Source organism: Natronorubrum daqingense, assembly GCF_001971705.1.
GTDB classification, from domain to species: domain Archaea; phylum Halobacteriota; class Halobacteria; order Halobacteriales; family Natrialbaceae; genus Natronorubrum; species Natronorubrum daqingense.
Map to the genome: position 1 here is coordinate 2,901,216 of NZ_CP019327.1, position 20,701 is coordinate 2,921,916.

21 protein-coding genes are annotated in these 20,701 nt (G+C 61.4%); 10 read left to right on the forward strand and 11 right to left on the reverse strand.

Annotation, left to right across the window (positions count from 1 at the left end; genetic code table 11):
• The first annotated feature begins 101 nt into the window (after positions 1 to 101).
• Positions 102 to 842: a type 1 glutamine amidotransferase gene (locus tag BB347_RS14100; RefSeq protein ID WP_076583292.1), complete on the forward strand. Its 741-nt coding sequence runs from the start codon at positions 102 to 104 to the stop codon at positions 840 to 842.
• Positions 843 to 998: 156 nt separating this feature from the next.
• Here BB347_RS14100 and BB347_RS14105 read toward each other — a convergent pair whose 3' ends face one another.
• Positions 999 to 3,212 carry a (Fe-S)-binding protein gene (locus BB347_RS14105; protein WP_076583293.1) on the reverse strand — a complete coding sequence of 738 codons (2,214 nt, stop codon included), beginning with the start codon at positions 3,210 to 3,212 and terminating at the stop codon, positions 999 to 1,001.
• A gap of 180 nt (positions 3,213 to 3,392) precedes the next feature.
• Here BB347_RS14105 and BB347_RS14110 point away from each other — a divergent pair, with 180 nt between their 5' ends.
• The 3 genes from BB347_RS14110 to BB347_RS14120 all read left to right on the forward strand — a co-directional run bounded on the left by BB347_RS14110 (position 3,393) and on the right by BB347_RS14120 (position 5,220).
• Complete coding sequence (locus tag BB347_RS14110) at positions 3,393 to 3,983, forward strand: conditioned medium-induced protein 4 (protein WP_076583295.1); 591 nt, start codon at positions 3,393 to 3,395, stop codon at positions 3,981 to 3,983.
• Between the two features lie 89 nt (positions 3,984 to 4,072).
• Positions 4,073 to 4,753: a CRISPR-associated protein Cas4 gene (locus BB347_RS14115; protein ID WP_076583296.1), complete on the forward strand. Its 681-nt coding sequence runs from the start codon at positions 4,073 to 4,075 to the stop codon at positions 4,751 to 4,753.
• Between the two features lie 104 nt (positions 4,754 to 4,857).
• A complete protein-coding gene (locus tag BB347_RS14120) occupies positions 4,858 to 5,220 on the forward strand; it encodes a hypothetical protein (protein ID WP_076583298.1) in 363 nt (120 codons plus the stop codon).
• Positions 5,221 to 5,232: 12 nt separating this feature from the next.
• Here BB347_RS14120 and BB347_RS14125 read toward each other — a convergent pair whose 3' ends face one another.
• The 3 genes from BB347_RS14125 to BB347_RS14135 form a co-directional block, all read right to left on the reverse strand.
• A complete protein-coding gene (locus tag BB347_RS14125; protein ID WP_076583299.1) occupies positions 5,233 to 5,904 on the reverse strand; it encodes an L-threonylcarbamoyladenylate synthase in 672 nt (223 codons plus the stop codon).
• 78 nt (positions 5,905 to 5,982) lie between these two features.
• Positions 5,983 to 6,501, reverse strand: a complete 519-nt coding sequence (locus BB347_RS14130) for a redoxin domain-containing protein (RefSeq protein ID WP_076583301.1) — start codon at positions 6,499 to 6,501, stop codon at positions 5,983 to 5,985.
• A gap of 2 nt (positions 6,502 to 6,503) precedes the next feature.
• On the reverse strand, positions 6,504 to 6,803 hold the full coding sequence (locus BB347_RS14135; protein ID WP_076583302.1) for a glutaredoxin family protein: 300 nt from the start codon (positions 6,801 to 6,803) through the stop codon (positions 6,504 to 6,506).
• Positions 6,804 to 6,945: 142 nt separating this feature from the next.
• Between BB347_RS14135 and BB347_RS14140 the strand changes: the two genes are divergently transcribed.
• Positions 6,946 to 8,343 carry a hemolysin family protein gene (locus BB347_RS14140; protein ID WP_076583304.1) on the forward strand — a complete coding sequence of 466 codons (1,398 nt, stop codon included), beginning with the start codon at positions 6,946 to 6,948 and terminating at the stop codon, positions 8,341 to 8,343.
• Between the two features lie 217 nt (positions 8,344 to 8,560).
• Here the strand turns inward: BB347_RS14140 and BB347_RS14145 are convergent, their stop codons facing one another.
• The 4 genes from BB347_RS14145 to BB347_RS14160 all read right to left on the reverse strand — a co-directional run bounded on the left by BB347_RS14145 (position 8,561) and on the right by BB347_RS14160 (position 12,394).
• Positions 8,561 to 9,292, reverse strand: a complete 732-nt coding sequence (locus BB347_RS14145; protein WP_076583305.1) for a hypothetical protein — start codon at positions 9,290 to 9,292, stop codon at positions 8,561 to 8,563.
• A gap of 171 nt (positions 9,293 to 9,463) precedes the next feature.
• Entirely contained in the window at positions 9,464 to 9,907 is a 444-nt protein-coding gene (locus tag BB347_RS14150; protein WP_076583307.1) for an acyl-CoA thioesterase, read from the reverse strand.
• Positions 9,908 to 10,122: 215 nt separating this feature from the next.
• Entirely contained in the window at positions 10,123 to 11,127 is a 1,005-nt protein-coding gene (locus BB347_RS14155) for an AAA family ATPase (protein WP_076583308.1), read from the reverse strand.
• Between the two features lie 124 nt (positions 11,128 to 11,251).
• Positions 11,252 to 12,394: a DUF7282 domain-containing protein gene (locus tag BB347_RS14160; protein WP_076583310.1), complete on the reverse strand. Its 1,143-nt coding sequence runs from the start codon at positions 12,392 to 12,394 to the stop codon at positions 11,252 to 11,254.
• 315 nt (positions 12,395 to 12,709) lie between these two features.
• Between BB347_RS14160 and rnz the strand changes: the two genes are divergently transcribed.
• Entirely contained in the window at positions 12,710 to 13,636 is a 927-nt protein-coding gene (gene rnz / locus BB347_RS14165; RefSeq protein WP_076583312.1) for a ribonuclease Z, read from the forward strand.
• 84 nt (positions 13,637 to 13,720) lie between these two features.
• On the opposite strand, the gene BB347_RS14170 is transcribed toward rnz, so the two are convergent.
• The gene (locus tag BB347_RS14170; RefSeq protein ID WP_211137168.1) at positions 13,721 to 14,611 is read right to left on the reverse strand and encodes an ABC transporter permease; all 891 of its coding nucleotides are present in this window, start codon (positions 14,609 to 14,611) and stop codon (positions 13,721 to 13,723) included.
• A gap of 94 nt (positions 14,612 to 14,705) precedes the next feature.
• On the opposite strand from BB347_RS14170, the gene BB347_RS14175 reads away from it, so the two are divergent.
• Positions 14,706 to 16,679 (forward strand): DUF460 domain-containing protein, encoded by a 1,974-nt coding sequence (locus tag BB347_RS14175; protein WP_076583314.1) that lies wholly within the window; start codon positions 14,706 to 14,708, stop codon positions 16,677 to 16,679.
• Positions 16,680 to 16,708: 29 nt separating this feature from the next.
• On the opposite strand, the gene BB347_RS14180 is transcribed toward BB347_RS14175, so the two are convergent.
• Together BB347_RS14180 and BB347_RS14185 are read right to left on the reverse strand one after the other, a co-directional pair.
• A complete protein-coding gene (locus BB347_RS14180; RefSeq protein ID WP_076583315.1) occupies positions 16,709 to 16,963 on the reverse strand; it encodes a hypothetical protein in 255 nt (84 codons plus the stop codon).
• Between the two features lie 62 nt (positions 16,964 to 17,025).
• The gene (locus BB347_RS14185) at positions 17,026 to 17,205 is read right to left on the reverse strand and encodes a DUF7470 family protein (RefSeq protein ID WP_076583317.1); all 180 of its coding nucleotides are present in this window, start codon (positions 17,203 to 17,205) and stop codon (positions 17,026 to 17,028) included.
• 97 nt (positions 17,206 to 17,302) lie between these two features.
• Here BB347_RS14185 and eif1A point away from each other — a divergent pair, with 97 nt between their 5' ends.
• The 3 genes from eif1A to phnD all read left to right on the forward strand — a co-directional run bounded on the left by eif1A (position 17,303) and on the right by phnD (position 20,615).
• On the forward strand, positions 17,303 to 17,614 hold the full coding sequence (gene eif1A / locus BB347_RS14190; protein ID WP_257787643.1) for a translation initiation factor eIF-1A: 312 nt from the start codon (positions 17,303 to 17,305) through the stop codon (positions 17,612 to 17,614).
• Between the two features lie 247 nt (positions 17,615 to 17,861).
• Positions 17,862 to 19,244: a S8 family peptidase gene (locus BB347_RS14195; protein ID WP_076583320.1), complete on the forward strand. Its 1,383-nt coding sequence runs from the start codon at positions 17,862 to 17,864 to the stop codon at positions 19,242 to 19,244.
• A gap of 225 nt (positions 19,245 to 19,469) precedes the next feature.
• On the forward strand, positions 19,470 to 20,615 hold the full coding sequence (gene phnD / locus BB347_RS14200) for a phosphate/phosphite/phosphonate ABC transporter substrate-binding protein (RefSeq protein WP_076583321.1): 1,146 nt from the start codon (positions 19,470 to 19,472) through the stop codon (positions 20,613 to 20,615).
• Positions 20,616 to 20,701 lie beyond the last annotated feature (86 nt).

The window sequence follows — 20,701 nt, forward strand, 5'->3', positions numbered from 1 at the left end:
GTCGGCGAGGCACTCGAGCAAAAACTCATAGCCGTCCATGGTTGCGGCAACGCCGACGACGGACAGAAAGACTATCCCTCCAGAGTAGCCATTACGGAACGATGACTCAGCTTCGTATTGCCGTCCTGAACGCAGCCCAACAGGACGAGAACACGACACGAAACTTCCGGCGCGAACTGGACGCCTCTATCGCTGAATTCGATATCTCTTCGGGTGAGGTCCCGGCCAACTTCGAGTTCGATGCAGCCGTCGTTACCGGCTCGAGAACGTCAGTGTACTGGGACGAAGCGTGGATGCAGGCGACCAAGGAGTGGGTCGCCGACGCAATCGATCGCGACATTCCGTTCCTCGGCGTCTGTTGGGGCCACCAACTTCTCGCCGACGTCCTCGGGGGCACCGTCGAGGATATGGGTGCCTACGAGGTCGGCTACAGCGAAATAGGCCGCCTCGAGTCTGACTCGCGGCTCTTCGATGGGATCAGTGAGGACTTTCTCGCGTTCACCAGCCACTCGGACGAAGTCTCGGAACTTCCACCCGGTGGAACGCCCCTCGCGGAGAATCACTACTCCAATCACGGGTTCCGCAAGGACCGCGTCTTCGGCGTCCAGTTTCACCCCGAGTACGATCTGAAGACCGCCCGCGAACTCGTCCACCGCAAGGATCTCTCCGACGAGCGCCGCCAGTCGGTCCTCGAGGAGATCACCGAGGTGAACTATCGACAGGCCTGTGAAGCCAAACTCGTCTTCGAGAACTTCCTCGAGTTCGCCCGCGAAATGAACGAAGGTAGCGTCTCCGCCGAGGCCAGCAGCGACGCGTCGGCGTCGCTTGGCTGTTCTGATTGAATTCCGGTGGGGTTTCGGCGTCGCGTCAGTGTGTCAAACGCGTCGACCCTACATCGCTTTGACTCACAGCTTTCCGTCGCACTCAGAACGTAGTGTCGCCCTTGCAAAACCGATCGGAAAACAAGTGCTCCCTCGAGTTCGAAATCGAGTTCGTCGTTAGTCCGCCGCGACCTCGAGATCGGCCGTTTCTTCCGCACCGATGGCTTCGACGATGAGTTCGGCGACGTCGACGATTTCGATGTCGTCCTCGTAGCCGCCGGTCTTGCGCCCGTCCTCGTACATGGTCATGCACATCGGACAGGCGACGACGAACTTCTCGACGTCGGGGCCGTTGTCGGTGTCCTCGAGCGCTTCCCGGATTCGTTCTTCGCTCGGCTTCGGTTCCTCTTCGAAGTCCATCCAGAGACCGCCACCGCCGCCGCCACAACAGAACGAGTTGTCGCGGTTGCGGGGCATCTCGTCGAGTTCACAACCCGTCGCGCGGATGAGTTCTCGCGGGGCCTCGTACTCGTCGTTGTACCGCCCGAGGTGACACGGATCGTGATAGGTGACGGTGTAGTCGAGTTCGGTTCCGGTGAGTTCGAGTGCGCCGTCATTGACGAGTTCTTCGACGGCTTGGGTCCAGTGAAGGACGTCGATTTCGCCGTCTGCGTTCCACTCGTCTTCGTACTCGAAGGGCATCATCGGATCGTCGGCGAACTCCTCGAAGTCGACCTCCGGATACTCGTTCTTGAACGTGTTGTAGGAGTGTGGGTCCGTACAGACGATCTTATCGAACTCGCAGTCTTCCCACGTTTCGACGTGATGACCGGCGAGTTCGACGTAGAGGAACTCTTCGCCGACGCGGCGGATGTCGTTGCCGTCGTACTTCTCGTCGTCGAAGAGGATGCCGAAGCTGACGTCGGCTTCCTGGAGAATCGTCGCCAGCGAGCGCGCGACCTGCTTGTTGCGCTCGTCGTAGCTCGGGAAGTCGCCGACGTACCAGAGGTAGTCGACCTCCTCTTCGCGGGCGTCGGGCACGTCGAACTCGAGGTCGTCGGCCCAGTCACCGCGGTTTCGTGGACTGTCGCCGAACGTGTTGCCGTTTTGCATGACGTTCTGGAAGACGTCCTGCATGGAACTCGAGATGTCTCCCTGGTCGGTCATCTGGCGGTTGAGCCGGGTGAACGACTGGAGGTGTTCGATCTCGACGGGACAGGCGTCCATGCAGGCCATACAGGCCATACAGGACTCCATCGTTTCGGTGTTGATGACGCTCGTGCCGCCGTCCGCGACGATCGGTTTCTCCTCGCCGCCGGCATCGAGTTCCTCGCGGTATTTCTTCAGGTCGAGGATGACGTCCCGCGGGTCGAGCGGTCGGTCGGAAGCCTTCGCGGGACAGACCGACGAACAGCGACCGCACTTGGTACAGGCGTCCTGGTCGAGAATCTCCTTCCAGGTGAAGTCGTCGATGGATTCGGCGTTGGTCGCGTCGAGGTCCGACGGGACGTTCGGCAGCCGAGCGCCGGCCTTCTCGTCGCGCGTGACGACGTTCGCAAACGAGGAGATCATGTGGAACGGCTTGGCGTAGGGAATCCACGCGATGAAGAAGAACGCGAGCAGCGAGTGTTTCCACCAGACCAGCCAGTGGAGCGTCTCGGCGTTGTAGCCGAGCTCGTTCACCGCGCTGTAACTCGCTCCGCCGGTGGAGGCCTCGAGTGCGGCGCCGGTCGTCGGCAGGTCTATCGCCTGGAAGAGTATGGCGATTCCGTAGCCGACGAAGCTGACGACCTCGTGATCTGGCATGCCGGTTGCGTAGATTCGTGCGCCCTCGAGGAGGAAGCCACCCACGCCGAGTCCGAACAGCGTCCAGATGAAGATGTCGTCTTCGTTCGAGGTGTGACGGCCCCAGAGCCGGTGGTTCTGAACCCAGTAGCGTCGGTACATCGCCATCCCGATTCCGACGACGAAGAGCAGTCCCATCGCGTCGACGATGAACTGGTAGGAGAGATAGAAGTCACCTTCCCAGAAGACGAACCCGAAGATGAGTTCCGTCGTGTACTGCTCGAAGCCGATGATGAGCGTCGCGATGAGCAGCGTCAGGAAGCCCCAGAGGATAAACGAGTGCATCAGCCCGCCGTAGAGATCCCTGTTGAACTGCTTCTCGTTCGAGAGGACGATCTTCGTCGCGCTGATGATGCGACTCGGTAACTCGTTGACTCTGGCGAACGGGTCGTCGTCACCCTCGGCGTAGCGACTGAATCGCTGGTAGACGCCGTAGGCCAAGACGGAAAGCGTAATCACCACGAGAAGATAGAACAGCGCGTATCCCACGCTGCCAATTCCCAGGTAGGTTTCTCGTCCCACCTCCGACTGTGCTATGACGTTCATATACAATGACGTGGGGGGCTGTGACTTAATTCTTGTCACACACCCTCGAAGACAATTGGTCCGCCTTCTTTCGAAAATTCCCACTCTATTCTGAGTTTATAATTGTTTTCTATGCACGACCGAGGCGCCAATGTAAGCTGGCAACAGCCTTAAATAGCCACCCGTCGCGAATGACCATCCATGAACGAGAAAACGGAGGAACTTCGCGAGATCTTTACCGACGTCACCGACGGCGACGCGACGGTCACCGAATCCCAAGAAAACACGCGCGGATCACTCGAGCGCGACGAGCGAACGGTCGAAGAGCGCCTCGAGAGTGTCGTCCAGCAGATGCGCGAGCGCTACGAGTTCGATACCACCCTTTCGAACGACGAACTCGCCGACGTCGCGACGGCCTTCTACGAGGGTGAGACCGACGAAGAGATCGCCGACGACGTCGGCATCGATCCCGAGACGGCGTTCGACGCCCGCCTCTCGTTGCACCTCGTTCGCGACGACGACGCCGATGAAGTCGACCTCGTCGCTATCCGAGAGCGCGAGGAAGACGACGCGACGCTCGCCGAGGAGTACGACGTCAGCGAGGACCAGATCAGTCGCTACCGACGCGTCGCGACGGCGACCGACGAATCTCGAGCCGCCAACGATCGCTACCGAGACGAGTTCGACAGCCTTCTCGCGGATGCAGACCTCTCCGAGCGGATGGCCACCGACGTTCGCGAGGACGGCCTCGAGGACGCGACGGAAGGGATGGAGACGGACGTAGACTTCTAACGCTCCGTTCGCCACCGCTGGCACGTTGCAACGTTGTTCCACCGAACAGCCGCCACTGTTTTTTATACGAACGGGCGGCCAGAGCGTCCGTGACTCGAGCCCTCGTTTCGTTGAGCGATCTGCGGACGGCCGCGTACTGTCCGCGAAAGTGCTACTATCGTCAGACGAGCGACGACGACGGTGAACCGCCGCCCGTCGTCGACTCGATTCGAACCCTCGCGACGCGCTATCCCGAACTGCTGAGCGCTCCAGCGGGCGCACTCGAGGCCGAACCGATCGCCGTCACTCCGATCCAGTATCGCGAGCGACTCGGGGCGACGAGAGACCGACTCGAAGGGCGCGGCCACTGGGATCGACTCACGGCGGCGAGTGTGCAACACGTCTACGTCGCTGGCCGCGACTGCCACGGTATCGTCCACAAGGTTCTCGAGGACCCACTCGAACCCGTCCTGATTTCGACCGGTTCCCCTCCAGAACAGGGGGTCTGGGACTCTCAGTCGGTCCACGCCGTCGGAGCCGCCAAGGCGCTGTCGTGGGAACACGACCAGCGAGTCGAGCACGCCTGGCTCGAGTATCCCGCTCACGGGGTAATTCGACGAATCAAACTCTCGACGCGTCGAAAAGCCCGGTATCGACGAGTCCTTCGCTCGGTTCGGGAACTCGACGGCCCGCCGGCTCGAACGACCAATCGATCGAAGTGTTCCGCCTGCGAGTTCGCCACGAAGTGTGGCGTCCGAACCCGGACGCTTCGCTCGTTACTCGGATTCTAAAATACAGGTTAGATGCCGTGATACTCCTCTCACGGGACGATTTAGGAAGGCGACCGCTCCCGGACCGTCAGACTTTTACTCAAAACCGAGTAATGCGTTCTACGATGATGTGGCAAGACCTTGTGTTTCTCGCTGGAAGCGTTCTCTCGATCGTCTTCCTCGCACCGACGATCCGAGATACCTCCGCCCGAATCCCGCTCGGCTCGAGCGTTCCGTCGATGACGATCGGTGGCGTCTACGCCTTCACGTACGCGACGATGGGCATGACCTTCTCTGCGCTCGGGTCCGCCGGCGTCGCGATCATGTGGTCGTTGATCGTTTGCTATCGCTCGCCTGGCGTCCAGACAGGTCCCAGAAACGTCCTCCGATTTGTCGACTCGCTGTTTCGCCAAAGCGCTCACCTCGCAATCAGCGCTCTCGGCCGTGACCAGCATGCTCACACCGACCACGAACAGGCGGCCGACTAACGCGCTTCGCGATCAGTTTTCCTCGAGCCACGCGTCGATCGCCGTCGCGTTCGCTCCGCGGCGGTGGATCGTCCCCGTCGAAACGTCGACGACGGTGCTTTCGGTTCGTTCGTTCGCATCGTTCGCACCGTTCGCTTCGTCCCCGTTGTTCGCTTCGTCCGTTTCTCGACCCGACGCGTACAGATCGTCGGCCTCGAGCACGAGCGCCGCGTTTCGGACCTGCGAGCCGATGTCGGCGACGCGACGGGCGCTTGGCTCACCGCTGACGTTTGCACTCGTCGCCGTAATCGGTCGCGCCGCCCGCTCGAGAAGTTCGAGCGCGGGTTCGCAGTCGGGGACGCGCACGCCGACGCGGTCCGCGCCGGCGGTGAGCACGTCCGGAATCGCCTCGCCGCGTTCACAGAGCACCGTCACCGGCCCCGGGAGGAACTCCGCCGCGAAGGCGCGCTCGCGCTCGTTCGCGTGAATGTACTCGGCCTCGACGGCCGTCTCGAACGATGGGACAGCGAACGAGACCGGCTTCGACCGAGCCCTCGCTTTCACCTCGAAGACGCGCTCGACGGCGTCGGCATCGAGCGCGTTGGCTCCCAGTCCGTAGACCGTCTCGGTCGGATACACGACCAACTCCCCCGCACGGATCGCCGCTGCGCCTCGCTCGAGCGTCTCCGCGTCCACCGTGTCCATACAGTAGCGTCGCCGCGTCCGAGTCAAAAACGTAGCGTCCTCGGGCGGGCGGCGTCCGTCGCTGGTGACGCGGCTGTTCTAGCGCGACTCGAGGCCGAGGTCCGACTCGAGGGCGTCGTAGTCGGGGAACTCGGGCCACTCGGTCGCGACCCAGGCGGCGTCGACGGTCAGATCTGGTTCGACGGCGAAAAACGCTACTCGCGGCTCGCTGACGCCGGACATGCCGTCGAGGTCGTGGTCGATCCCGTAGGCGGCCGCAACTTCGTTGCTCGGGTCTGCGAAGAGGTCGAACGAGAACTCGTTCTCCTCGAGAAACTGCGAAATCCCGTAGGGCGTCGAGGCGGTGACGCCGACAACCGAATTCGCCCGGTCGGCCCACGCTCGCTCCTCGAGTTCGCTCCAGACGTAGGTGCCGACGAACGAGCCGATCATGGGTGTGAACACGACGATTGTGCGCCCGTTCTCGCTGAGTAGTTCGGATAGCTGGCGATCCTCCCAGAACTCGTCCGTGACCAGCGGTCGCGTGAAGTCCTCGATGGCCTCTCCTTGCGTCGGATGGTCGGCGGGCCCGAGTTCGACGACCTCGAAGTCGGGCACTACTAGTCCCCTCCGTTCGCGTTCTCGCCGTTGGTTTCGTAGGTCGACTCGAGATAGTCGACGATGTTCGCGCTCTCGGCCATCGTGACGCCGGTGTTCTCGTCGACGATGACGGGAACCGTACGGACGCCGGCGACGCGTTTGACGACGTCGCGTTTGGAGTGTAGTGGTTCGACGAATCGCGAGTGATACTCGAGGCCGGCGTCCTCGAGCACTCGAGTGACGCGTTCGCAGTACGGACACGCCTGCAGACGATAGAACGTGATCGTCCCGTCGGTGTCTGTACCGTGCGTAGCTACCATACCCGGTTGTACGGGAACCGATCTGGTAAACGTGTCGTCGGCGGCGTTCGCATCGCCTCCTCCTCCCCTGTAGAGATGTCTGGCTCGCGGCGACCCGTAAATGGTAAACGGTTAACCGGTTCGGCTATTAAGTCCCACATCAATGGCGACGTCTCTGCTGTCTGGGGTCGTGTTTGCTGCGTACGAAGTCCCCGGCGTGGGACTCGAGATCGATCAGACGACGGTAACCGTTCTCGGGGTACTCGCAGTGACCATCCTCATCCTCCTCTCCGGATTCTTCTCTTCCTCGGAAATAGCGATGTTCAACCTCCCAAAACACCGTCTCGAGGGGATGGTCGAGGACGAGGTCCCCGGAGCGAGTCTGGTCAAGGCGCTCAAGGACGACCCACACCGACTGCTGGTGACGATCCTCGTCGGCAACAACATCGTCAACATCGCGATGTCGTCGATCGCGACCGCCCTGTTGGGACTGTACTTCGGCGGATTAACGGCCGTTTTGCTGGCGACGTTCGGCATCACTGCGATCGTCCTCTTATTCGGCGAGAGCGTCCCCAAGTCCTACGCGGTCGAAAACACGGAATCGTGGGCCATCCGCATCTCGAAGCCCCTGAAAGCGACCGAGTACCTCCTCTACCCGCTCATCGTCCTCTTCGATTACCTCACTCGCCAGGTGAACAAACTGACAGGCTCGACGGGGGCGATCGAGTCGCCGTACGTCACCCGCGACGAAATTCAGGAGATGATCGAGTCGGGCGAACGCGAGGGTGTGCTCGCCGAAGATGAACACGAGATGCTCCAGCGAATCTTCCGCTTCAACAACACCATCGTCAAGGAGGTGATGACGCCCCGACTCGACATGACCGCCGTCCCGAAGGATGCGAGCATCGACGAGGCCATCGAAACCTGTATCCAGAGCGGTCACGCCCGCGTCCCGGTCTACGAAGGTAGTCTCGATAACGTTCAGGGCGTCGTTCACATCCGCGACCTCGTTCGCGACCTCAATTACGGCGAGACGGACGCCGATGATCTGGAACTCGAGGACCTGATCCAACCGACCTTACACGTCCCCGAGTCGAAGAACGTCGACGAACTCCTCACGGAGATGCGCGAAAACCGGATGCACATGGCCATCGTCATCGACGAGTTCGGGACCACGGAGGGACTCGTGACCGTCGAGGACATGATCGAGGAGATCGTCGGCGAGATCCTCAAATCCGGCGAGGACGAACCGATCGAGGAGGTCGACGACCGGGCCGTCATCGTCCGCGGCGAGGTCAACATCGAGGACGTCAACGAAGCCCTCGATATCGAACTCCCGGAGGGCGAGGAGTTCGAGACCATCGCCGGCTTTATCTTCAACCGTGCGGGTCGTCTCGTCGAGGAAGGCGAGGAGATCACCTTCGACGGCGTCCGGATCACCGTCGAGGGCGTCGAAAACACCCGCATCATGAAAGCTCGCCTGCGAAAACTCGAGCAGCCATCCGAACCCGACGAGGAAACAACGGGCGAAGAGAGCGAAGAATCGGTGGCTCGAGACTGATTTTGTCGGGAATCCAACGCAGGATCGGTGGAGGGAGACTCTCTTGAAACCCTTCAATCCTGATAGGAACTGCGTGTTGAATATAGGGCGCGAATGAGGCATACCCCAAGTGCCAATCTGTGAAGTACAGTGATCGATCAGTATAATTGACAGAGGGGTCAAATAATTCGCTGAACAACTACACTTGTATTCGATAAAGACTGATCTTCAACAGTAATCACTGTTCATCCTGCTCCTCTCGATAAATTACTTCCCAGACTCCGACGGCGATTACCAGATAGGTGAGTCCAGCCAGTATGCCACGATATCCAGAGAGGCTCGTACTCATGACGAGGTAGGGATAGACAAGTGCCATCAGTGCCAAGAGGAGGCCATACCCAACGTACTGGGACTGACCACGCTTAGCAAATGTGCCGCTGGTTGCGGCGAGGAAGCCCGCATACGGGAGGAAAACCCCCTGTCTGATGATGAACTCAATGGCCGGTTGAACATTCCAATCAGTCCCGCCACTCGTTCGAACGAGATAGATCTCCCCTTCATATTCGACAAAACCGTGGGATTCATATGTATAACCAGGGTACGAGTTTCCCGGAAACTCCGGATCTTCCTCGTACGCATCACAATACAGGAGCCATTCATTACAAATCGGAACACTACCGATACTCTGCCAGCCATCAGGAATACTGTTGTATTCCGTTCTCGGTTCATCTTTTGCTGTTTTGAACGCCTGCTGCGTGTCTTCGGAGAGGTCCTCAACCGGCGTGGCAGCATCAGGAGCCGCGTCATATTCCTCAACGAAGTCCTCAAAAACTTCTGTCGAATCATTTGCCACCGAGTAACTGTGGTGGCTATCGTTATACGGAGCCGCAAGCGCACCGGGATAGATCATTAAGCCGACAAGGAGAATCACGACGAGAAATGATCCCCGATGAATAGTCTTTGGCTCCATCAACCGATTTTATTTAATCAATTTGTAAGTACTTTCTGGGGGAAGAAGAATTAGCTGATGCTGAACTCATGCTCTGTATTTAACACCGGGATTCAAACTCGTCACTCACAGAGGATTTCAACAGAGCTGTGAAATGCTCTTCCGGTGGCTGGTTAGGATGCCACACGCTGATTACGACTCGGCTTCGGTCTCGAGCATTCGTTCTCGAAGTTTTCGTCCTCGCTCCGAGTCGACCGTGAGTTCCGGAACGGCGACCGGAGAGCCGTCCTCGTCGATCGCGACGAACGTGAACGACGACTCCGTCGTTCGCTCCATCTCACCGGTCGTTGGGGTTTCGCGCCACGCCCGGAGGCCGACGTGCACGCTCGTCCGCCCGGTATCGTAGACGAACGCTTCGACCACGGCCGTGTCGCCGATCCCGATCGGCCGCTCGAACTCGAGTTCGTTGACGCGGGCGGTGACGCAGGTCTCGCCGGAAAAGCGCATTGCAGACATCGCGCCGATCTCGTCGAGCCACTTCATCAGGTTGCCGCCGTGGAGCGTCTCGTTGTTGTTCGCGTGATTTGGCTGAACGCGAAAGCGATTCTCGATACGTGTCTCGAGGACGGTTGGCATACGCCAAAATTCGTTTCAGGCGAGGAAAACCCTCGTACTTTCGTTGGGAGGAGATTCACGCCAACCGACCACTCGCTGCACGAAAATCTCGAGAACACGTCTCGAGTCGGATCGGATGCACGCACGACGACAAAATCGGGTCTCACTCGCACTGAGGCTCGGCGATGAGTTGTCGAACGACAGTGAGGTGCCTCAGGCGTCCCGGTCCGACTCTGTCAGGCGTCCCGACCCAGTTCTGCCAGTAAGTGAGAGACGTGGATCCGGTCGCTCGAGCCCTCGTGCATCTCGAACTCGATATCGGCGGCGAGTCGGTGGATCTCGGCCAGATGCTCGCCCTGGTATCGTTTGCGAGCGACGCCGAGAATCGAATCGATGACCTCCTCGCCGTCGAGCCCTTCGTCGACCAGCAGGTCGTCCAGCGCGCTGCGGGCGTCGGTGAACTCACCGGCTTCGGCGTCGTCTAGCATCCCCTCGATTTCGTCCTCGAGGCCGACCTCGCCGATGGTCTCGTAGGCCGCTTGCATCGTGAGTTCGCCCTCGTCCTCGACGGTGGTCTGGGCGGCCAGGATGGCCTGCCGGAGATTGCCGTTGGCGTAGCCGGCGACGAACTCGAGGCCGTCGGCTTCGTACGCGACGGCCTCGCTCTCGACGATTCGCTCGAGGACGGCGACGATCTCCTCGCTCGAGGGGGAACGAACGGAGACGGGGAAACACCGCGAGCGGATCGGCGGGATGAGCTTCGTCGGCTGGCGCGTGGCGATGACGAACTGCGTCGTTCGGTGGTGTTGTTCCATGATCCGGCGAAGCGCCTGCTGGAAGTCCTCGCGGACGTCCTCGGCGTTGTCGAGCAGGATCGTCTTGTACTCACCGGAGACGGAGGCGTAGCTCGCCGACTCCTTGAGGACGCGGTTGATCATGTCCCGTTTGGACATCGAGGATCGGCCGACGAGGAACTGTTCGAAGCGCGGATCATTCTTGATCTCCGTCTTCGTCCGGCCGAAGAAGTCGGCGACGTTGATCTCGATCAGGTCGTTGTCCGGGTCTTCGTGCGCCTCGCGGGCGAGTGCGCGCGCCGCTGCAGTCTTCCCGCTGCCGGGTGGACCCTGCAGCAGGAGGTTGATCGGCTCGTCGACGGCTCGCTCTAAGTACTCGCGAGCGTCGTCCTGTGGCAACTCGGCCAGCTCCGGGGCGTGGGTGTCGGTCCACAGCGGCGCGTCCATCGCCGGACAGTAGGGGCGGCCCGAAAGTGAGTCTTTGGAAGTCGACTGTCGCGGCCCGAAAGTGAGTCTTTGGAAGTCGACTGTCGCGGCCCGATCCCGTCAATCGTCTCGAGTCGATTCCGCGTTACTCGTCGCTATCGTCTGCGTCGTCCTCGTCGTCTGCATCGTCGGCTGCGTCCGCTTCCTCTTCTACCTCGGCGATCGTGAACGTCTCCTCGATCGGTTCGCCGGTGTCTTCGTCCTCGAGTGGCGCGCCGGTCTCGTCCGGATCGCCGTCGTAGAGGGCTGCGGTGAGTTCCGCCTCGTCGTCGACGTCGGCGTCGTCTTCGAAGTCCGCGCTCACGTCCTCGTGTTCGTCGGGATCGAGTTGCTCGCTCGAGGCGAGAACGGTTCCGTCCTCGTCTTCGATCACGAGCGCTCCTTCGGTGGGAATCGCGACGTCGGCCGTCACGCGCTCGTCGCTCGCGTCGACGACGTCGACGCTGGGGTCGGTGTGGAACTCGAGGTCGATCGTTTGGATCTCACCGTCACCCTCGGTGTAGACGCCGACCGGTTGCTCGCCGGGCGGGGAGCCGCTCGTCTCGACGTCGAACGTTACGTCGCTGGATTCGCCGCCGCCGAGTTCGAGGGGCCGTTGTTCGAGGACGGTCCCGCCGAGGCGGAGCTCGACGTTCTGTTGGGTCTCGATCTCCGTCGGGTTCCTGATTTCGGCGGTGATTTCGATCGATTCGTCGGTCGTCGCCGACGTCGGTGCGTCGATGGATTCGACGGCGAAGGAATCCGAGAACGAATCGTCGTCGTCGGTCGTCATTACCGTCGCGGTATCTTCGACGGGGAATCCGCCCTCGAGGTAGGGCTGGTCGTCTTCGCCCTCGCTTTCCTCGTGGACGAACTCCTCGTCGTTCGTCGTGTCCTGGTGAACCGTCGCGGTGAGTTGGCCGACGAGTTCGTCGTCGGCGTCTTCGTCGCGATCGATGGTCACATCCTCGTGCGTCCCGGACCCGAGGTACTCGGAGACGGCGAGGGGCTCATCACTGCTGTCGGTAATGGTAATAAAGCCGCCATCAGAGAGAGACACTTCCTCGATCGTCACGTTCTCGCCGTCGCTTTGTTGATCGTCGAACTCGATCGACGCTTCGGGATCGTCCTCGACGCCGAAGAGTGTGGGTGCCTGCCCGACGACGATCCCGGCGGCGAGCACGACCGCGATCGCGATCAGAATCGCGACCACGCGCTTGATCGTGCCAAACGTCAGTCCTGAACTCATAGAGACTGGTATCGTTCTCGGATACACACTCGAGGGACGTAAAACGCTGAGTCTGTTCACGGGATTCGAGTATTGGTACCACGCGACAGCACATCCTCACCGATACTGACCGGTTGCGCCCCGTCTCAGTCGGGTCCTCGTGACGGTAATGTCACGTTACCCGTGGATTTCACTATCGACTATCGTCCATCGCCGACTTTTGAGAGTCGACAAAATAGACAGCTTCGCTCGAGTGAACTGTGTTCGACCTCGACTGATTGGACCGAGCGGCACCATCCGAAGGGGGTTTAGTGACGGCACTCCCAGTAGGGAGCGATGCCACTGCGTGTGACGTTTCTGGGGACGGCTGGGGCGATTCCGACGACCGACCGCAACCCGAGCAGCATCTTCGTCGCTCGCGAAGGCGAGCAGTTGCTCTTCGACGTCGGAGAGGGAACCCAGCGCCAGTTGATGCGCTTTGGAACTGGCTTCTCGGTCTCACAGATATTCATCACGCACCTTCACGGGGACCACGTCTTTGGCATTCCGGGACTGCTCCAGACGATGGCCTTCAACGACCGCGAGGAGTCGCTCACGATCCACACGCCCCACGGAACCCGTCGCAAAATTTCGGGACTGGTGAACGCGCTGGGCAACCGTCCGTCGTTTCCGGTCCACATTAACGAGGTCGGTGACGGCGACGTTGCCCACGGCAGCGAGGACTACGAGGTGCGAGCGTTCGCCACCGATCACGACGCTCGCTCCGTCGGCTACGCGCTCGTCGAGGACGACCGAAAGGGGCGATTCGACCGCGAGCGCGCCGAAGAACTCGGCGTCCCCGTCGGCTCGAAGTTCTCCACGCTTCACGAGGGCGACTCCGTCGAACTCGAGGACGGAACCGTCGTCGAGCCCGAGCAAGTCGTCGGCGACCCTCGCCCCGGTCGATCGATCGTCTACACGGGCGACACGCGACCGACCACGGAGACGATCGAGGTCGCGGACGAACCAGACCTGTTGATCCACGACGCGACGTTCGCTGACGACTGGGCCGATCGAGCCGCGAAGACGGCCCACTCGACGGCCAGACAGGCGGCCGAAATCGCGAACCGGGCCGGTGCGGACCGCCTCGCACTAATGCACCTCTCCTCGCGTTACGCGGGTCACACCGGTGACCACCTCGAGCAAGCCCGCGAGGTGTTCGACGGCGAGGTGTTTCTCCCGGACGACGGCGACGAACTCGAGATTTCCTACCCAGACGCTTAACTCGAGGCGTGACAGCGTTCTGTTCACGTTCTCGTGGCCGTTGGCGACACAGCTCGACGACTCCTCACGAGCAACCGATGTCGATTAGTCCTCGTCTCGAGTATCGCGACCAGTTTGTGTGTCGTGACCCGGTTGCGTGTCGTTGCTGACCCGCGTCTCACGCGTTTCGTCGTGTTCTCGGGCCTCCCGGCCGTCGCTTCCGGCGCGAGTCACACTGCTCTCTCGAGTGTCGCTGTTCGCTCGGCCGTCACGCGACGTTCGGGCGTCTCGCGTGCGTCGAGTACGCCGCGGCCGCTCTTGCACCTCGAGAGCGTTCGGTGCTCGCGTTCGCGTGGCCCAGACGCCACCCACAGCGACGAGTCCGGCGGTAATTCCGGCGAGGATCGCGTTGACGAACAGACTGCTGATATCGATGGACACCTCGAGTGGAATCGTCCCAAACAGCGCCGTGAGCGTCCAGAAGACGAACGTCGCGACACCCGTGCCGATTCCGGCGGTTACGTACGTCGTCGATCGATCACGCTCGAGTCGCCAGCCGAGGAACGCACCGACGAAGACGGCGAGGACGATCGCCAGATAGGGGGTTCCCGTAAGCGGAATCGAGACCGCCGCCTCGACCGTCGACTCGAGGCCCGTGAGGCCGTCGGCCGTGTCGACAACGCCGTTGCCAATGGCATCACTGAAGATGCCGAACAGGCCGAAGCCGACGGCGATGAGCGCGAGCAACAGCGTCAGATACGTCGTCCAGGCGGTGACGACCGGTTGCCGGGCGAGGTCGACGACCGACGCTCCACTCGGATTGTCCCGTCGTTCACCTGGCGGAGATGCGTCCCGTCGATCACCTGCCGGAGATCCGCCCCGCAGTTTACCTGCCGGGTCGTCGTCACGTCCAGAAGAACCGCTCTCTCGTCCGTCGGTCTCCTCACGGTCGGTGGTTCGATCGGTCGTGGCGTCCTCGTGCTCTCGATTATCCATATCCCTGTCACGACAGCTTGCTCCTTAGCAGTTGGGCCGACGGCCGGCACGAACCCGCGCCGGATTTATCACCGACTCGTCCCTAGACGCTCCCGTGAGTACGCGAACGAGTGCCCTCGACGCGGTCGTCTTCGGTGTCGATATTCAAAGCGGGGACGTCCGTGGCGACGCTCCATCGTACGCACTCGTCGTCTACGACGGCGAGGGCGTCACTCGAGACGTCGTCACCCACCGCAAACTCCGCCGGTTGATCGACGACGAGGAGCCGGCGATCGTTGCAACGGACAATATGTACGAGCTAGCGGCGGACAAGGATCAGCTCATCCACCTCCTCGGCTCGCTGCCTGCCGAAACGAAACTCGTGCAAGTGACGGGGGCCGAACAGCCCGAGCCGCTCTCTCGAGTCGCGAAACGCCACGGCGTCCCCTACGGCAAGGATCCGATGGAGGAAGCCGAGGCTGCAGCCCGATTGGCCGCTCACAACGTCGGCCACGAGGTCTCCGCCTTTACGGACACGACCGAACTCAAGGTTGCTCGCGGTCGCTCGACCGGCAGCGGCGGCTGGAGTGAGGACCGATTCACTCGTCGCATTCACGGCTCCGTGAAGAAACGAGCCCGCGAGGTCGAATCCGAACTCGAGGAGGCGAACCTCGAGTACGAGCGAGACGTCAGAGAGGCCTACGGCGGCTTCGCGAACGCCGTGTTCACCGTCGAGGGCCGCCCCCAGGATATCCCCGTCTCGCGAAACAGATCGGGCGACGTTCGCGTCGAAATCGAACGCGAGCGCCGCGACGGGATCGAATTCCGCCCGCTCGTCAAACGCCGGGATTACGTCCTCGTCGGCATCGACCCCGGGACGACGACCGCCGTCGCCATCGTGAGCCTCGAGGGCGAGGTGCTCGACGTCTGGAGTTCGCGAACCAGCGACACGGCCGACGTGATCGAGTGGATCGTCGAACGCGGCCGACCGATCGTCGTGGCCGCGGACGTGACGCCGATGCCCGAAACGGTCGAGAAATTTCGTCGGAGCTTCGACGCCGCGGGCTGGACGCCGACGAGCGACTTGCCGATCGACGAGAAACAACACCGGACGCGGGAGGAGCCCTACGACGACGATCACCAGCGCGACGCCATGGCCGCCGCGCTCTACGCGTTCGACGCCCACGAGGATCAGTTCGAACGCATCGCCAGAAAGCTCCCGCCGGGAATCGACCGCGGCGAGGTGATCGCCCGCGTCGTCGCCGGCGAGGAGAGCGTCGAAGCCGTCCTCACGGACCTGTCTGATGACGATTCGGGCGACGAGGATGCCACCGAGCACGAGCCGCGAGAACTGACCGAGGAGGAAAAGCGAATCAACTCCCTCGAGCGCCAGGTCGAACGCCTCGACTCACACGTCGACACGCTCGAGGGACGGATTTCCGAGCGCGACGAGCGAATCGAGGAACTCGAGTCGAAGCTGACGCTCGCCCGTCGTGAAGAACGGACGCAGGTTCGAACGGACCGAGAGGTCAGCCGCCTCGAGCGAAAAGCGAACCGGCTGGAACGCGAGCGCGACGACGCCCGCGAGGACGTCTCTGAACTCGAGGACAAAGTCGAGCGGATGAAAGCGCTCTGGAAACTCGATCACTCGAATTTCAGTGACGTCTCGGCGAAAAAGGAGGGACTCGTTCCCGTCAAAGTCGTCGAGAAGTTCACGAAGGGGGCGATTCGCGAGGCTGACGAGCAGTACGGGCTCGTCGACGACGACGTCGTCTACGTGCGAGACGCGAGTGGCGCCGGGAAATCGACGGCCACGCTCCTCGCGGGGTTCGAGCCGCGGGTCGTCTTGAAAGACGGCGGCCTCTCGGAGATCGCAGACGAGATTCTCTTCGAGAACGAGATTCCGGTCGGGCCGGCGGACGACGTCGCGATGCAGGAAGTCGACGAACTGGCCGTCGCTCGCGAAGACGACGTCGAGGCGGTCATCGACGACTGGCACGAGCGGGCGACGGAGCGAGAACTCGATCGCAAGGCGGCGATGGTCGATCAACTCATCAGCGAACACCGGGCCGGCGACAACGAGGTCTGAAGGGCCGCATGTGCGGCTTCGCGATTATTCTACTCTGGCGATTCGATCGGTGAGAGCACCTTCGGCACCGCTTCGGGTTCGACTTCTTCGGTTAGATCCGCCACTTCGTCGACCGGGCCGTTGACGAACAACGCGTGAACGATAAATCCGAGCGATACGAGTCCGAGTGCAGCGACCGAGAGCTCGAGGGCGACTGGCGTGGCGTAGCCGATAACTGCTCCAAGACCGAGACTCGCGGCGATACAGACCAGGACGAGGTCGTAGTACTGGAGCGTGTAGTCCATACGCACCGTACGGGTGCGTGCGACAAAATGGTTCGGAGCGCGATGGCAACGTCGGTTTCCGATTAGAACATGCCGAAACTCTGGAGCAGCCCCGAGACCAGCGCCTTGACGACGAGTCCGAGCCCCCCGAGAACGAGCGCTATCCCGATGGCGATCAGCGGACTCACGTACGCGATGAGCCCAATTCCGGCGAGTACGAGCACCAACCCAGCGATTCCCAACGGGCCGAGATTCTGCAGCATACGACTTCTGTCCTGTCGAAGGAAATAAACGACGTGGTTTCCCGCCTCGGGCCCGTCCTCGGATGGTTTGCGATGCAATCAGTAAAGGGTTAAACGGATCGCCTCCGAAAGGCGAACCATGAGCGACGACGGTGAGGGCGGCCGGAAGAACCTCCGGATGCCGGACGACGACGAGGTCTTCGCGACCGTCACCAACATGCTCGGAGCGAATCGCGTGAAAGTACGCTGTGCAGACGGCCAAGAACGCACTGTACGCATCCCCGGCAAGATGCAAAAACGTATCTGGATTCGCGAGGACGACGTCGTTCTCGTCGAGCCCTGGGACTGGCAAGACGAGAAGGGCGACATCACCTGGCGCTACGAGAAGAGCGAGGCCGACCAGCTCCGACGAGAAGGCCACATTCACTAGCGACGACCGTTTCTTCCGATAGCATCCGACGAGAGCGCCAGCGACGCTCTCCCCGATCACCCCTCGATGTCGTGACCGTCGAGGCTCGAGGCGCTCTCTCCACGACGGTGTCTCGTTCGGGGCGCTACGGCACAGATCACCCCGTGGCCCCGTCCCGAGCGTTGCTCGCGTTCCGCAAACAATTCAGTTTTACCGACTGTCACGATCACACGGAAGACTTATTCCGAACTTGTTCGTGTGGCCGTGCATGCAACTCAGTCGGCGGCGGATGCTCCAGGGTGTCGGTGCCGGGGCCGCGGTCGGCGTACTCGGGACGCCGGGATCGGCCACTGAACCCGATACCGATACCGATACTGACGACAACGGTGGGAGCGACACCGAACGATTGTTCGTCCACCCCGAGACGGGACTGCTCGAGGGAATCGGTGACCTCCGCAACGTCATCGAGGCCGTCGGCGGCACCACGCTCTTCGAGTACGACAACTTCGAGTTCGTCGTCGCGGAGGTGCCGGCCGAGAGCCGTTCGAATCTTCTCGAGGATCGGCTCGTCTCGGACGTCGAGGAGGACGACGAGACGGGGATTCCCGACGAGTGGTCGCCGTCTATTCCGGATCTTCTGGACCCCGGCGGTGGGAGCGACTGTTCGATGCACCCGAGCCAACAGCCGTCGTGGGGTGTCGAACGAATCGGTGCCGACGACGTCGAGCCGGACGGCTCGGGTGTCGATATCGGAATCCTCGATACGGGAATCCAGACGGACCACTGCAGCGTTTCGGTCGCCGGCGGAGAGAACGTCACTACGTCGGGGACCTCGAGTGACTACGAGGACCGTCACGGCCACGGAACCCACGTCGCGGGGGTCGCCGGGGCGTCCGACAACGACGTCGGCGTCGTGGGCGTGGCACCGGAAACCGACCTCTACGCGGTGAAAGTCCTGAACGACGACGGCGAAGGCCGATACAGCGAACTCGTCGCCGGAATCGACTGGTGTCTCTCCAACGACGTCGAACTCATCACGATGAGTCTGGGGGGCGACTCCTCGAGTTCGACGGTCGATCGAGCGATCGAAGAGGCGCACGCGGCGGGGCACCTCCTCGTCAGTGCCGCCGGCAACGAGGGAAACAATGGCGACGGCTCCTGTGACGAGGCGACGCTCACCTATCCCGCGACCCACGACGATGTCGTCGCCGTCACCGCGATGAACGAGGACGACACGCTCGCGTCGTACAGTAGCGTCGGCTCGGCGGTCGACTTGCTCGCGCCAGGAACTGACGTCACGTCGACCACCGTCGACAACGAGTACGCCGAAGCCAGCGGCACGAGCGTCGCCGCTCCATTCGTCGCCGGCGTCGCCGCGCTCTGCTGGGAGACCCGCGAAGAGGACGGCCCGGGGCCCAACGACTCCATTCGAGAGATTCTCGGCGAGACCGCGGAGCCGGTCCTCGAGTCCTGCGAGGAAGGTGACGGGCTCGTCGACGCGCCCGCGGCGGTCGGCGACGACCGCGCGAGCGACGGCGGTGAGCACCCGGTCATCTCCTCGTCGCCGGTCGACCGCGTCGTTTCGGCATTCGAGCGAGTCGTGGACCTGTTCACCGGCTTTCTCGAGTGGCTCGGTGGTTTGTTCCGGTAGCCGTCGACTCTATTCCGTGTCAATTCGAAGACAACGGCTCGGCGTCCGATTCTCGGACGATAATTTTTGAGACGATTCGTCAGTCCGAACGGGTAATATCCCGAACGATCCAGTATGGAGAGCTATATACCGTTCAGCCCCCCAACTGATACAACATTCTGTATCCGAACGCCTAAATATAATTCATAGTAATTGATTTAGGAACAGTAACACTCGTTTTGGTTGATGTCGCCTGACAACAGTTCGACCGTATCACCCACGACACGCCGGAAGTATATTGGCGTACTTAGCGGGGCCGGACTCGCGGCTGTCGCTGGTTGCTTCGACGAACTCGGGACTGACCCTTCCGATGCAGATGTTGACTTCGCGGAGTACGATGACTCGCTCGAACCCGGTGACGGTGAAGAGTACGTCGAGATGTTTCCACAACCGGCCGAAGAGATGCTCGAAATGGGAAACTATCAGGCCGACAAGGAGGGGCTTCTGGAACCATTGGAGGACCCGCGTGACGAGCCCCGATACGGTGACTCTCTCTGGGAGGTGGACGACGAGAGCGACTACATCGAACCCGACCCGATCGAGATGACGTTCGTCCCGGACGAGGATCCGGCCGCACTGGAGCGAGCGATGGAGCCACTTATGGATCAGATCGAGGAGTATACGGGACACTCCGTCGAGTACGTTGAGACCGACTCCTACGCCGCGACGGTTGAGGGTATGCGGGCAGAACGGCTACACTTCGCTCGAGTGAGTGCTTGGAACATGCCGTACGCTGCCAATCTCGCGGGAGCGACGCCGATCGCTCACATCATGGAGGACGATTACTACGGAAACGCGTTCTGGATGGTCACTCGACGGGACAACGACGATATCAACACCGTGAACGACCTCGAGGGAATCGAAGTGACTCACGCCGACCCCGGCTCCGGATCCGGTAATCTGGAGCCCCGGGTGTTCATCGAGGACGACGCCGGCCTAGTCGCCGAAGAGGACTACGATATCGACATGTCCGGAGGTCACGAGACATCACTCCGGGGCATCGAACAGGGAGACTACGATGTCGGTCCCTGCGGTGGCCCGACGTTTGCGAACATGGTCGATCAGGGTGAGATCGACGCGGAGAATTTCAAGGTGATCTACATGGGACCGGTGATGCCTCGAGGTCCGATGGCTCACATCTACAACCTGCATCCCGACCTGGTCGATGGGATTACACGGGCCCTTCTCGAGCACGATTACTCCGGGACCGCGATGGAAGAAGAACTACAGTACAACAACTTCATCGAGGTCGACTATTACACGGCCTACGATCCGATCCTGCAGGTCCACGAGACGCTGGGCGAAGAGTACGGTACCGACGAGATGGAATAGCGCGATCGAAACCGATGGCGAACTGAACGGCTCCGTTCGTAGACGGTGGTTCGTTCGGTTACCCACACTATCACCCCCTGTTTCCA